Origin of the sequence: uncultured Eudoraea sp., from assembly GCF_947260015.1 — a bacterium.
Taxonomy (GTDB): Bacteria; Bacteroidota; Bacteroidia; order Flavobacteriales; family Flavobacteriaceae; genus Eudoraea.
In genome coordinates this window covers 22,456-36,851 of record NZ_CAMYOM010000001.1, presented here as the reverse complement: position 1 = coordinate 36,851, position 14,396 = coordinate 22,456, and the positions used below count along the sequence as shown (strand labels likewise).

At 37.1% G+C, this 14,396-nt stretch carries 11 protein-coding genes and 1 pseudogene; 7 read left to right on the top strand and 5 right to left on the bottom strand.

Features of this window, described 5'->3' with window-relative positions; genetic code table 11:
* Window positions 1-47 precede the first annotated feature (47 nt).
* On the top strand, window positions 48-695 hold the full coding sequence (locus tag Q0X66_RS00185; RefSeq protein ID WP_297702452.1) for a rhomboid family intramembrane serine protease: 648 nt from the start codon (window positions 48-50) through the stop codon (window positions 693-695).
* 164 nt (window positions 696-859) lie between these two features.
* Window positions 860-2,512 carry a hypothetical protein gene (locus Q0X66_RS00180; protein WP_297702451.1) on the top strand — a complete coding sequence of 551 codons (1,653 nt, stop codon included), beginning with the start codon at window positions 860-862 and terminating at the stop codon, window positions 2,510-2,512.
* Between the two features lie 71 nt (window positions 2,513-2,583).
* Here Q0X66_RS00180 and Q0X66_RS00175 read toward each other — a convergent pair whose 3' ends face one another.
* A complete protein-coding gene (locus tag Q0X66_RS00175) occupies window positions 2,584-3,690 on the bottom strand; it encodes a TlpA disulfide reductase family protein (RefSeq protein ID WP_297702450.1) in 1,107 nt (368 codons plus the stop codon).
* Between the two features lie 104 nt (window positions 3,691-3,794).
* Window positions 3,795-4,307 carry a hypothetical protein gene (locus Q0X66_RS00170; RefSeq protein WP_297702449.1) on the bottom strand — a complete coding sequence of 171 codons (513 nt, stop codon included), beginning with the start codon at window positions 4,305-4,307 and terminating at the stop codon, window positions 3,795-3,797.
* Window positions 4,308-4,384: 77 nt separating this feature from the next.
* Here Q0X66_RS00170 and Q0X66_RS00165 point away from each other — a divergent pair, with 77 nt between their 5' ends.
* On the top strand, window positions 4,385-7,300 hold the full coding sequence (locus Q0X66_RS00165; RefSeq protein ID WP_297702448.1) for an FAD-binding and (Fe-S)-binding domain-containing protein: 2,916 nt from the start codon (window positions 4,385-4,387) through the stop codon (window positions 7,298-7,300).
* Between the two features lie 63 nt (window positions 7,301-7,363).
* Here the strand turns inward: Q0X66_RS00165 and Q0X66_RS00160 are convergent, their stop codons facing one another.
* Complete coding sequence (locus tag Q0X66_RS00160; protein WP_297702447.1) at window positions 7,364-8,158, bottom strand: UDP-2,3-diacylglucosamine diphosphatase; 795 nt, start codon at window positions 8,156-8,158, stop codon at window positions 7,364-7,366.
* Window positions 8,159-8,387: 229 nt separating this feature from the next.
* Here Q0X66_RS00160 and aroC point away from each other — a divergent pair, with 229 nt between their 5' ends.
* The 3 genes and pseudogenes from aroC to Q0X66_RS00145 all read left to right on the top strand — a co-directional run.
* A complete protein-coding gene (gene aroC, locus Q0X66_RS00155) occupies window positions 8,388-9,452 on the top strand; it encodes a chorismate synthase (protein ID WP_297702446.1) in 1,065 nt (354 codons plus the stop codon).
* Between the two features lie 59 nt (window positions 9,453-9,511).
* The gene (locus Q0X66_RS00150) at window positions 9,512-10,837 is read left to right on the top strand and encodes a dicarboxylate/amino acid:cation symporter (protein ID WP_297702445.1); all 1,326 of its coding nucleotides are present in this window, start codon (window positions 9,512-9,514) and stop codon (window positions 10,835-10,837) included.
* Between the two features lie 16 nt (window positions 10,838-10,853).
* Window positions 10,854-10,952 (top strand): annotated as a pseudogene (locus Q0X66_RS00145) (hypothetical protein); the annotation flags it as partial.
* Between the two features lie 174 nt (window positions 10,953-11,126).
* Here Q0X66_RS00145 and Q0X66_RS00140 read toward each other — a convergent pair.
* Window positions 11,127-11,540: a thiol-disulfide oxidoreductase DCC family protein gene (locus Q0X66_RS00140; protein ID WP_297702444.1), complete on the bottom strand. Its 414-nt coding sequence runs from the start codon at window positions 11,538-11,540 to the stop codon at window positions 11,127-11,129.
* A 138-nt stretch (window positions 11,541-11,678) separates the two neighbouring features.
* Window positions 11,679-13,850, bottom strand: coding sequence for a DNA mismatch repair protein MutS (locus tag Q0X66_RS00135; protein ID WP_297702443.1), 2,172 nt, complete (start codon window positions 13,848-13,850; stop codon window positions 11,679-11,681).
* A 220-nt stretch (window positions 13,851-14,070) separates the two neighbouring features.
* On the opposite strand from Q0X66_RS00135, the gene Q0X66_RS00130 reads away from it, so the two are divergent.
* A partial coding sequence (locus Q0X66_RS00130; RefSeq protein ID WP_297702442.1) for a hypothetical protein occupies window positions 14,071-14,396 on the top strand: 326 nt, incomplete at its 3' end.

The window sequence follows — 14,396 nt, the reverse complement described above, 5'->3', positions numbered from 1 at the left end:
ATGGGCAAATATAGCTATATTTGGCGCTTAATTAAATTGATATTTTTATGAATATGCATCTTGCAACGATCGCAGTAATGGCTGTAAATGTTTTGATATCGCTCAAAGGTTTTAACGATGTTGTGTTTTTCGATCGCTATAAGTTTGCAATAGGGGCAATAAAGGCAGGGCAACGCGATAGAGTGGTTACTTCAGGATTTCTTCATGTGGATTTTTCCCATCTCTTTATGAATATGTTTACCTTATATTTCTTTGCCCCGGTTGTAATTAATTGGTTTGGCTGGGAAAAATTTTTAATTATTTATTTTGTTAGCCTTATAGCCGGAAGTTTACTAGCCTTGTTTTTTCATAAGGATGAACCTTTTTATAGCGCTGTGGGAGCAAGTGGTGCCGTAACCGGCATATTATATGCAGCGATATTATTACAACCTGATATGCAGCTTGGAATCATGTTTATACCAATTCCTATCCCGGCATATATTCTTGGTCTTGCCTATATGTTATACTCCATCTATGGGATGAAAAAGCGGTTGGGTAATATTGGACATACCGCTCACTTTGGTGGGGCTATAGGCGGATATGCTATAACCTTGCTATTTAAACCAGATTTAATAATTACAGATACACTAATGGTGATTCTTCTGGCTATCCCGATAATTATTCTGTTTGTCCTGGAGAAACTAGGTAAAATTTGAATAAATCTGTACAAAAAATAAGCATAAATCTATAAATGCTGCAGAAAAAGTTAATTCGGTGTCGTCTAAATCTTATATTTTGACGAAAAAATACCTGGTATTATATACCTTTTTTGTTCTTTTGTCGTTAGTTAATTGCCCAAATTAATTTAAAATACCTACTTATGACTAAAAGGATCCCCCTTTTACTTATGGCCTCAATGGCCTTTTTTGTGTCTTGTAATGACGAAACCACTGTATTCGTTGATGAACTGCAGGAGAATCTCGTGGTGGAAAACGATTTAGTAAAGTTAAGCGGTAGTATTAATTTCGAAAATTCCGGAGTACTGGATATTTTTGAAGATGAACAAAACACAAATAAACAATTCTCTGCCGCCAAGGCGGATGAAGCGGGAGATTACCCTATTACACTTGTTGCCCAGGTAAGTCCGCCAAGCTTTGGTGGAAGTACTGTATTGACGGCTTCACATGTTGATGTTGATGGTGATTTCGCATATGTTTCTTATAATTTAGCCGGCGAAGATTATTTTGGAGCCATTGATATTATAAATGTAGCTGATCCTCATAATCCCGTAGTAACTTCAAGACTAATCTATTTAAATTCTGATATTAACTCATTACAATATTCAGATGGATATCTGTATGCAGTTGGAGGTCTTAATCAAGAGGCTTCTTTAACTGCTTTGTCAAGTTCTTTTGTAACCAAAATAAAAATCAATGCCGGAGGAACTATGGATTTAAGTGCCGGGGTACTTTACGGATACCAACCTGGTGATAATTCAACAGATGTTCGTGTAGATGGCAAAGAAGTTTATGTAACCAGTGGAAAAGAAGGATCTGTTACGATTTATGATTCCAAAGACTTTGATGTTAAAGAGGAGGAATTATTTTCAGACCTCAGGTCATTGGCGTTTAGCAATAATAGAGTAGTGGTATTAGATGCAGCCTTTGGCTTGCGCATTTTAGATGATAATTTAAACACCAAAAAGGAAATAGCAATCAATTCAGATTTTGGGGCTTATACCAAAAGAACGGTTGATTTTATAGATGATAAAATTGTTGTAGCAGAAGGAAGCAAGGGAGTTGGATTATATTCATATAGTTCAGGTACCCTGCTGCAGTACATACCGATAATTATCGACCCCAATAACACTGCAACAGGAGATGTGGTTAATAATGCAGTTGCTTTTAACAAGGATATAATATTAATGGCCAATGGTGGTGCCGGGCTTTCCTTATCTGAAGACAGAGGACCTAGTGCCTCACCTTACGGAGTAATACAGATTAATGGTTCCGTTAATTATGTGGAATCTAAGGGAGATTATGCTTTTGCCGCTTCAGGAGCGGAAGGTTTACAGATCATAAAACTCAATAGATTGTCACAAAGCTTGGCGGCGACATGTGCCACGCTCCCTGAATATGATGGGACCAGTAAATTGGTTATTAATGAAGGACAGGACATTGCCTTTAGTGGTGCCAAGAGATTTAATTCTATCCAGGTAGAAGGATCCTTATTAATGTGCGGTTCCTGGACGGTTATCAATGACGTGGATATTAAAAAGGATAGCGGTCTATTAGAAATGAACGGCAACCTATTAGTAGGAAGAAATAGGAAAAGGAAAGAAATTAAAATTGAAGAAGGAGCGACTTTAAGAATAGAAGGAGACCTTACTATTTATGGGGATTTAGACTTAAAAGATGGATCTACAATAGAATTTATAGGAACTGAATCTGTAGTGAATATTTTTGGTGATGTTAAAATCGGGGATAACGTTACCATAGCAGGTGAATTCGACGATATTCAGGATAAGTTTTAAAGAACTTTTAGATTAAATGAAAAAGCCCTGATGTTCAAAACATCAGGGCTTTTTGTTATTCACAATTTCTTCTACTGAAGTAGTTCGCTAATTTTATTTTCAAGGGCAGGGCCTCTTAAATCTTTAGCAATGATTACTCCGTTTTCATCCAGAATGAATGTTGCAGGGATTGCCTTAACATTATAAAGTTCCGCAATTTCATCAAAATATTTAACATTAGAAACATGGTTCCAGACCAAACCATCGTCTTCAATAGCTTTGGTCCAGTCTTCTGCCCGTCTGTCTAAAGAAACCCCAAGAATATTCAAACCCTTATCATGGTATTTATTGTAAACCTGAACTACATTGGGATTTTCCGCTCTGCACGGCTTACACCATGCTGCCCAAAAATCTACTATCGTTACTTTTCCCAAAACATCATTGAGAGCCAATTCATCACCAGTAGGGGTAGGAGCAGAAAAATTTGGAGCTTTTACACCAATTGAGGTACTTGCAAGCTTATCAAGTGTACTCTTAATTCGCTGACCAACTACAGTTTCCTTAATATTAGGGCTGAGTGCATCATACAATTCCCTTACTTCATTTTCGGGAAGTGCTTTGGTTGTCAATACCTTTTCAATGATCAATGCCGAAATAAGTGCCTCTGGATGTTCTTTAGCAAATTTGAGTTCGAAAGTCTTGGCTATTTCTTGTAATTCGAAGTATTCATCCCTTAAAGATGTTATAGCAGCAGAATCCTGCAGAGCTCTGGCGTTCCTCATTTCATCAGTCATAGATCTTGCCCTCTTAGCAAAACTTCTTGATTCCACAAGGAAGTCGGCGAATAAATCATTTTGTAAGGTACCTTTCATTTTAGCGAAAGCCAGGCTGTCTATTTGTGCGCTGACCTCAATAGAACCGTTTTCGAGAACTACCGGAATAGTACCTCGTACCTCGTTTATTACTAAATAATGAAGTTCCGGTAATGCTGAAGTTCCGGTAAATGTATACTGACCATTTTCTATGGTGGTTGTGTCTACCTCTACTAACTGATTTGTTCCATCGTTTTTTTTAAGGAAAACCTGTGTCCCGTTTTCCAATTCACCAGTTAAAGTACCTTTCAGATTATAGCCTTCAGGAGTTGTGTTACATGCCATAAGAATTCCTAATAGCAATGCTGTAAAAAAGTAATTTTTCATCGTTTTTTAAATAAGATGGGCAAAGGTAATTATATAAAGCATAATAAAAAAAGTCCTTAGACATAAGGTTATGTTAAGGACATATTAATTCTAAAATGGTATTGTCAAAACTGATAACGGATTCCGAGGGCTATATCAAAGTCAAAATTATCTGAAAAATCATTATAGCCCAATATACCAACTTCTGGTCTTATATCGAGTGATAATAATAGAGGGATATCAAAGTTATATTCAACGCCAACATTTCCGGCTATCAAAACAAAAAAACCTCCATCAGGAGTAAATGGTTCAGCAGTACCATTTCCTGGTACAGCCTCAAAATTCGCGCTTCCAAATCCTGCGCCTACACCATAGAACCAGTTAAAATTGCCATCTATATGGCGCACCCATTCGTAAAGACCAGTTATTTTAAAAGCGTTATATTCTCTGCTGTCCCTCCAGCCTAAATTTAATTCCAATCTGTGATATCTGCTCAATAATCTTTGATATGAAATTTCTGCGCCAAAGCCATCACTGTCACCAAGACGAAGACCAATCGCATTATCGGAAATTTCCTGTGCGCTGATTGTAATTGTAAAAAGACATGCTAGTAGTAAAACCGGATTTAAAATTTTCATATGTTCTGATTTTAGTTTAGGTTTAAAATCGCTCTCAGCTAATAAAAACTTAATTTTGTACCTAAAATTGTTCAAGATTGGATAAAATTTTTTTAACAGATCTTAGGAGTAGCCTCGACGGCACTTTACATATTGATAAAATTACCAGGGCGCTGTATGCAACTGATGCTTCGGTATACAGAAAAGTACCTATAGGTGTAGCCTTTCCCAAAGATGAAAATGACATTGTTAAACTAATTCTTTTTGCAAAACAACATGGTGTTGGGCTAATTCCCAGAACTGCAGGCACCTCATTAGCCGGACAATGCGTTGGAGATGGAATAGTTGTTGACGTATCCACACATCAGACTAAAATTCTTAAACTTGATATAGAAAAGAAAACAGTCAAAGTTCAACCTGGAGTTATCAGAGACGAACTCAATGAATATCTCAAAGAGTTTGGTTTGTTTTTCGGGCCAAATACATCAACCTCTAACCGTTGTATGATAGGAGGTATGGTAGGAAATAATTCGAGCGGGACAACATCTATTCAATATGGGGTAACACGAGATAAAATCATTGCTTTAAAAACAATACTTTCAGATGGTTCCCAGGCAACCTTTAAATCTATTACACCTTCAGAATATAGAAAAAAAATGGGATTGAAAACCCTTGAAGGATCTATATACAGGGAATTATTTACTGAGTTAGACAACAAAAAAATACGGCAAAATATCAAGGATCAATTTCCTAAAGCCAGCATTCACCGAAGAAATACCGGTTACGCAGTAGATGAGTTATTGCGTAGCAAGCTTTTTGGTGGTCCCGAGGACGAAATTAATATTTGTAAATTACTAAGTGGGAGTGAAGGAACACTTGCCTTTACTACGGAAATCACTTTACAATTAGATGATAGTCCCCCTCCAATTGCGGCTATGGTAGTTACCCATTATAAAAATCTGGAAGATTGTCTTCAGGATGTTGTGCCTGTAATGAAGCATAATTTGCATTTATGCGAAATGATGGATAAAGTGATTTTAGATTGCACAAAAAATAATAGGGAACAGTTGTCCAACCGATTCTTTGTTGAGGGTGATCCTGCTGCTTTATTGATGTTAGAGATAAAAGATAATTCGGAAGAAGGTCTTGAAGTAAATTTGGAAAAACTCTTAAAAACGATAGAAGCTTCCGGACTGAGCTATGCCAATCCTATTCTGAGAGGTAATGATATTAAAAAAGCAATTGCATTAAGAAAAGCAGGTCTTGGCCTTTTAGGAAATATGGTGGGGGATATGAAGGCTGTAGCATGCATAGAGGACACTGCGGTTTCTTTGGATGATTTAAAAGATTTTATAGGAGAATTCACAAAGATAATGAAAGCCTATGAACAGGATGCAGTCTATTACGCTCATGCAGGTGCGGGCGAGCTTCATTTAAGACCAATTCTGAATTTAAAACGTGCAGAGGATGTTTCACTTTTCAGGGCAATCACAACGGATGTAGCTAAACTCACCAAAAAATATGGAGGGTCATTTAGCGGGGAGCATGGAGATGGTATTGTTAGGGCCGAATTTATTCCTATGATGCTTGGTGAGGAGAATTATAAACTGCTTACCAGAATAAAATCATATTTTGATCCTGATCATATTTTTAATCCTGGGAAAATTGTGGATGCCTATCCCATGGATGAATCATTGCGGTACGAAACAGATCGGCTTGAACCCGATATAAATACACTTTTTGATTTCTCCGATAGTGAGGGGATATTAAAAGCTGCTGAAAAATGTAATGGCAGCGGGGATTGCAGGAAAACCCATAAAGCAGCCGGGGGAATGTGTCCAAGTTATCATGCGACAAAGAATGAAAAGGATACTACCAGAGGACGTGCAAATATGCTTCGTGAAGTACTCACCAATTCCGCTGAGACAAACCGTTTTGATTCCAATGAACTAAAAGAAGTCTTTGACCTCTGCTTAAGTTGTAAGGCCTGTGCCAGTGAATGTCCCAGTAATGTTGACGTTGCCACCCTTAAAGCTGAATTTTTATATCAATATCAGGAGACAAACGGATATAGTTTCAGGAATAAACTATTCGCATACAATACCAGGTTTAATGCTTTGGGAAGTATTGTTCCCAAAATAACGAATACGATTTATAATTCACGAATACTTAGCTATCCAATAAAAAAGTTTTCAGGAATTGCGACTGAAAGAACGCTGCCTAATATTTCAAACATTAATTTAAATAAATATCTTCAAAAGTCTTATATACAATCAGTTAATAATAAGAAAAAGGTACTTTTGTTTATTGATGAATTCACCCGATACCTGGATTCCGAGGTTGGTAAAGATGCAATAGATTTGTTACATGGTTTGGGGTATGAGGTAAGTCTCTTTCATGGTGAAAGTGGTAGAGCACTTATTTCAAAAGGTTTTTTAAATGAAGCTAAAAAACAGGCAACAAAAAATATCGAGCCATTGTACGAATATGCGAAGCGCGGGATACCAATTCTTGGAATAGAGCCATCGGCAATCCTAAGCTTCAGGGATGAATATAAAAGGTTTCACTGCAATTCGGACAAAGTTGAGGCAATTGCCCGGCAATCTTTTCTTATTGAGGAATTCTTGTCCAATGAGATAAAAAATGGAACCATACGGAAAGAACAATTTACCAGGTCGGCTGCTACAATTAAAATACACAATCACTGCCATCAAAAGGCCTTGTCTGATCAAAAAGTGACTTTTGATATATTAAATCTTCCTGAAAATTATAAGGTAAGTATTATCGCTTCAGGTTGTTGCGGGATGGCAGGATCATTTGGTTATGAAAAAGAGCATTATAAGACGAGTATGCAAATTGGTGAGTTAAAACTGTTTCCATCAATAAAGAAATCTGGTAAAAATGTAATTATAGCTGCGAATGGAACTAGTTGCAGACATCAGATTTTAGATGGCACACAGCGGAAAGCTCTCCATCCTGTAACTATCTTAAAAAAGGCATTATACGTAAATTGATTTGTCTTCTTTTTCAACAGTGTGTTGTTTTGAGGTCAGTTTCATTTCAACGGAGGCAATTATTTAAGTTAGTTCCATTGATTTTAATTCTTCATCTGCAAAAAAGGGCGAAAGTTTGTCATGGCTGTACTTATAGATTTTCCATCGCTTAAATGAATACTCCAAAGCGCTAAGGTTTTCAACCCAATCACCGGAATTAAGATAAGTACATTTCCCGTTCTTTGTCTCAAGTATTTCCTTTTTGGGCTGGTGAATATGACCACATATCACATAATCATAACCCTTGGTTATTCCACTTTTTATTGCTGTTCGTTCAAAATTGTCAATATATTTTACGGCATTTTTCGTGCTGTTTTTAATTTTCTTGGCCAGTGAATATCTTTCTTTCCCAAGCTTAATAAACAACCAATTTAAAATTCTATTTAAAAGCAATAAGAGATCGTAACTATAGCCACCTAACTTAGGAAGCCACTTTGCATATCGAATGGAAATATCAAAAACGTCTCCATGAAAAAACCAGGCTTTTTTGCCATCTAATTCTAAAATTAACTGGTCTTGTATACTAAAGTTCCCTATAAATGTATTGCGAGACTTACGCAACATGTCGTCGTGATTACCGGTTATATAAATGACTTCGGTATCATTGGAAGCCATACTTATAATTTTTTTTAGAATCCTCAAATGGGACGCAGGAAAGTAGTGTTTGTTAAATTTCCCTATATCTAAAATATCCCCATTTAAAATTAATTTTTTAGGTTCAATGCTACTTAGATAAGCCATTAATTCTTCTGCACGGCTTCCAAAGGTGCCTAAGTGCACATCAGATATTACTACTACATCTATACTCCGCTTTTTCAAAGGATAAACAATTATATAAATGCAAATTTAGACCCATTGATATGATATTATTTTAAGCTAATGTCACTATTGTATAATGCGAAGGTTAAGTTTGGCATAGATAAACGGGCAATTGTTACCTTAATATTAACTGGAGGCGCGTTTTGGTTTCCGTTCATTTAACATATATCTTTGGCTAGGGAAAAAAGGAGTAATTGCTCTTAATTTTATATAAGAAAGATCCTAATTTATGGCTGGTAATACGTTTGGAACACTTTTTAAACTCACAACTTTTGGTGAATCACATGGTAAAGCAATCGGGGGAGTTTTAGATGGATGTCCATCTGGTATAATTCTGGATATGGAAGCAATTCAGAATGATCTGGATAGAAGAAAACCGGGCCAGTCGGCAATAGTTACGCAGCGCAAAGAACCGGATAATGTGGTGTTTTATTCGGGTATTTTTGAAGGAAGGACCACCGGAACGCCTATTGGTTTTGCTATTTATAACACCAATCAAAAATCAAAAGACTATTCTCATATAAAGGATTCATATCGCCCTTCGCATGCAGATTATGTATACGATAAAAAATACGGATTTAGAGACTATAGGGGAGGTGGCAGAAGCTCTGCTCGCGAAACAGCCAGCCGCGTTGTTGCCGGCGCTATCGCCAAACAATTTTTAAATGAAATAAGTATACAAGCCTATGTTTCTCAGGTTGGTTCTCTTCGACTTGAAAAACCCTATTCAGAACTGGATTTAAAACTTACCGAAAGTAATGCGGTTCGCTGTCCGGATCCGGAAACTGCTGCGAATATGGAATCTTATATTAAAGAAATTCGTAAAGAAGGAGACACTGTAGGTGGGATTATTAGCTGCGTAATAAAGAATGTCCCTGTTGGCCTTGGAGAACCTGTTTTTGATAAGCTTCATGCCGATCTTGGCAAAGCTATGTTATCTATTAACGCAGTTAAAGGATTTGAATATGGCAGTGGTTTCGAAGGGGTTAAAATGAAAGGAAGTGTTCATAACGATCAATATAAGGCAGATGGCAGTACGATCACCAATAACAGCGGTGGCGTACAGGGGGGAATAAGCAATGGTATGGACATTTATTTTAACGTGGCCTTTAAACCGGTTGCTACGGTCATTCAGTCTTATGAAACTATTGATAAAGACGGAAATATGGTCAAAGCTCAGGGTAAAGGCCGACATGATCCCTGTGTGGTACCAAGGGCGGTGCCAATAGTTGAAGCCATGGCGGCATTAGTACTTGCAGATTTCACATTGCTTAACAGAACCATAAAATTATAAACTTGCTTTTTTAGGGGTTTTCCTATCAAAATACTATCTTTCTAATCTAAACTTTTTATATGAGGAAACTGGAATTGCATTGGCAAATCCTGATAGGGATGATCCTTGGCCTTCTTTTTGGCTTCGCAATGACTTATATTGAATGGGGTCGTGGTTTCGTGCAGGATTGGATTAACCCATTTGGGACTATATTCGTTAAACTACTTAAACTAATTGCAATTCCTCTTATACTGGCATCCTTAGTTAAAGGGATTTCTGATTTAAAGGATATTTCAAAATTTAAAAAAATAGGACTTCGAACAATAGCCATTTATATATGCACAACAATTATTGCCATTACTATCGGATTACTTTTGGTTAATATTTTGCAACCAGGTGAAGGCATTTCAGAAGAAACAATTACAAAATTAACAGAGACCTATGCTTCAGACAGTGGAGTAACTTCAAAACTGGAAGAAGCTTCCAGGCGAAAAGAAGTCGGGCCTCTGCAATTTTTAGAAGATATGGTGCCCGATAATGCATTTGGAGCGTTGAGTGATAACAGATTGATGTTGCAGGTAATATTTTTCACCATTTTCCTGGGAATTTCCATGCTTTTAATAGGTGAAAAAAGGGCTAAACCGCTGAAGAAGTTTTTTGATTCATTAAATTATGTTGTTCTGAAAATGGTAGATTTAATTATGCTAACCGCGCCGTTTGCGGTATTTGCATTATTAGCCAATGTTGTTGCTTCTTCCGGCGACCCGGATCTATTACTGGCGTTATTGAAATATGCCGGAGTGGTAGTATTAGGGCTTTTTTTAATGATTGTTTTTTACACCCTTGTAGTGGCTACTTATACAAAGAAGAACCCTTTCTGGTTTTTAAAAGAGATTAGTCCGGCTCAGCTATTGGCATTTTCTACCAGTTCGAGCGCGGCTACACTTCCCGTTACCATGGAAAGAGTAGAGGAGCATATAGGTGTAGACAAGGAGGTGTCTAGTTTTGTACTCCCGGTAGGGGCGACTATCAATATGGATGGTACAAGTTTATATCAGGGTGTTGCGGCTGTTTTTATAGCTCAGGCTCTTGGTTTTGATCTGAACCTTGGGGGGCAATTAACTATTGTTCTCACAGCCTTATTGGCATCAATTGGATCGGCGGCCGTACCCGGAGCAGGGATGGTAATGCTGGTAATTGTTCTGGAAGCTATTGGTTTTCCATCAGACAAGCTGGCAATTGGTCTGGCACTTATTTTTGCTGTTGACCGCCCATTAGATATGTGCCGGACAATTATTAATGTTACAGGTGATGCAACCGTGGCGATGGTAGTTGCCCAATCTGTTGGTAAACTGGGCAAACCTCGTATTGAAGACTGGGATGAATTTTATGAAGAAGTAAAATAATTTTAATACTATTCTACTGAATATTTGTTTTCCTATGTATCCCGTGGAGGAGATCTATCCTGAGAATGATACAAGTCTTGTGCTAATTCATGAATGCGTTAAACGAAATCACGGCGCAACTGGTCACTGCCTTTATACTGCACATCAACCTATAAAAATATTTTCTAACGGATTCCCGAAAAATATAGAGACCCACTAAGGACTGGCTGCTTTTAGTGAATATATGAGTGGAGCACTTACAATTAAAAGATTTAAAGAATAAGCATATAGAGTTTTAGCTTCAGACAGTTTAATCCAGAAATTTTGCTTTTAGTTCAGGGCTTGGGATCATACATTCATTTTGTTTCCCAAACCAACTATATCTGTTTTTTGCCACCAGATCATAGACCCAATCCCTTATTGGTTTTGGAACCCATCTAAAAATACCCAGAAGACGCCAACCACCTCCAAAAGACTTTCCGATCTCTAAGGCCGCTGTAGATTTAGTATAATATGCAATATTGGGATCGATCAGAATAATTGAATCTATCTGTGAGGAATCAATCCCCCTTTCATTGAGGAGTAAAGAAGCCATATCAGATTGTAAAGCTGCAAACTGATAAATGTTTTTTTTATCACGCTTAATGACAAATTGAATGGCACTATTGCAAAGGTTGCAAACGCCATCGAACAATATAATTTTTTTATCTTCCTGCACTTTCACAAGTCAAAAATAAAACCAAACAATCAGATTCCAATCTGTTTTATAATGTATTTAAGAAAGTTTGGTATTACTTTAGGATAAACGCTTCATTTTGAACTTAGTGAAAAAACTAATTTTGTTTATCATGATAGTCATTAACTATTTTTTAGCCTCAACCAATTCCAATTGATCCACACTCACATTGGTGGTAAACATCCCGTAATTGACTACAGCTTTATTTTTTTCGAGTTTGTCAATGCTGCCAACCGCCCTGCCATCAAACAGTCTAACCCGGTCTCCAATCTTAAAAACTGGTCTCGGTATATTTTTCTCTTTTAAAACTGCTTTTTTCTTTTCTATCTTCTTTTTCTCACGAATAACTTTTACCTCTTTCTGCACTTCCTGCGCTGTTTCAACCTTTTTTTGCCGCTCTATTTTGGCTTGAGTAGCAGACTTTTTCTTGCGTTTACTATTTTCAGTCTCCACAATCCTAATAAGTTCAGAAACCAGAATACGTTTCTTTTTGTCCTGAAAATATTTGTCTGCTATGGTATTCACTTTATTACCCAAGTGGATCATTCTCTGGTCATGGTCATATAATTCCTGATAATTCTCCAACTTCGATTTTACTTTGGCATTCAGTTTTTCCAACCTCATAGCTTCATCCCTGGCTTTGGACTCTTCTTCCTGAAGCCTGGTGCCTGTTTGAGCCATTTTCTTACGCTCTTTTTGCATTTTAGCAATGGTTGCATCAAACCGTAATTTGCCTCGTTCAACCTTCTTCTTGGCTTTATTGATTAAATTATATGGGATCCCATTTTTCTGCGCTACTTCAAAAGTAAAAGAGCTTCCGGGTTGTCCTAACTCCAATTGAAAGGTAGGTTCCAGAGTTTTGGAATTGAATAGCATATTTGCATTTGTAGTATGTGGCAATTCATCCGCCAAAGCCTTTAGATTGGCATAGTGGGTAGTAATAATACCGAACGCTCCGCGCTCATAGAAAACCTCTAAAAAAGCCTCTGCAAGAGCACCACCTAATTCAGGATCACTTCCAGTTCCAAATTCATCAATAAGGAATAAAGTATCCCTATTACACTTCTTAAGAAACCGATTCATGTTCTTAAGTCTGTAACTGTATGTGCTCAAATGATTCTCTATAGATTGGTTATCACCTATATCTGTAAGAATATTTTTAAACAGACATAAAGAACTCCGTTCATGAACAGGAATCAAGAGCCCGCTTTGCAGCATAACCTGAAGTAATCCTATTGTTTTTAGAGTAATGCTTTTTCCTCCGGCATTTGGGCCCGAAATTACGATTATCCTTTTCTCCGGATGTAGCTCAATGGTTTGCGGCCATGTCTTTTCTCCACTTCTTTTGTTGTTTAAAAGAAGCAAGGGATGGAAAGCATCTCGCAAATAAAGTCTGCCATTGTTATTTATTTCTGGTAAAAGCGCGTTCATTTCACTTGCGTATTTAGCCTTGGCAGCTGTAATATCGATCTGTGTTAAAAATTTTTGATATTCACGCAGTAGATATTCGTAAGGCCTGATCAGATTTGTCAATTGATTAAGAATCTTTTGAAGTTCCTCTTTTTCATCAAATTCAAGGTTATTTAGCTCTCGGCTATATTTTAATGCAGCTTCAGGTTCTATATAAACTATACTGCCGGTTTTGGAGGTTCCCATTACAGTACCTTTTACTTTCCGCCTGTACATGGCCTTAACCGCCAGTACTCTCCGATTTTCTACGACAGACTCCCTGATTTCGTCTAAATAGTCGGCAGACTGACAGGTGTTAAGGGCTGTAGCAAAACTTTGATTGATTTTACCCTTAACCTGGTTTATTTGCCTGCGTATGACTTTTAATGCTTCAGATGCATTGTCTTTTACTTCACCAAAACGATCGATGACCAAATCTATATTGGTAGTTATCTCGGAATTAGATTCTATTTGTTCTGTACTGGCAAATAATGAGGGGTAATAATCTTTAAATTTTCTAAAGAATTTTTTATGGGTATTCACCGAAGTACAGATAATGCCAATGCGTCGGAAACCCGAAATTTCCAAGGTAGTATTTTCTATTTTGAGTAGCTGCAATTCATTGTTTATGGAATCAAATCCGTGATTTGGAATCCGATTGTCATTGCTAAAAGAAGCCAGATATTCAGAAGTTTGCCCCAATACTTCTATTAGATCTTCTTTAACTGATATTGGCTGAATAGCTACAGCAGCTATCTTTCCCAGTTCGGTACTACAGCGGTCTGACAGTTGTTGCAATACCAATGGGAACTCTAAATCTTGTAAGGTTTTTTTATCTATTGTTTGCATTACTTAGAATTGCAGATGGCAAAGGTATGGAATAGGGGCGATTTTGAAAATTCTATTATATCATGAGTCAAAATAACCTAACGCGATGGAATAACTATAAATAAGACTTCCTAAAATGCGTGCTTATTTTATCATTTAGGACAATAATCCCATATAAACAGGTGTTTAGTAACTATAGAACAATAATTTAAATTTAGTTCTAAGCATAAAAGCTGTTTATATGAGAAGATATTACAATAGTACTGTCTTGCTGTTTCTACTTGTAATTATAGTTAGTTGCAGTACAACCAGGAATGTTGAAATAGAGACCATGGAGCCTGCTCAGGTTTCTCTTTCAAATGCCATTAAAAGAGTTGGAATTATAGGCGGGAGGGTACATTTAAAGGATGAGAATGAGCAAACCGGACTAAACCGGCTTATTTCAAGAGAAAATCAGATACTTGCCATAAAGGCAAAGGACGCAGCAATTAATGGGTTATATAATGAACTTGTAGGCGACAAGCGTTTTGACACCATAATATTGCTGGAAGATATAGTGCAAAATGA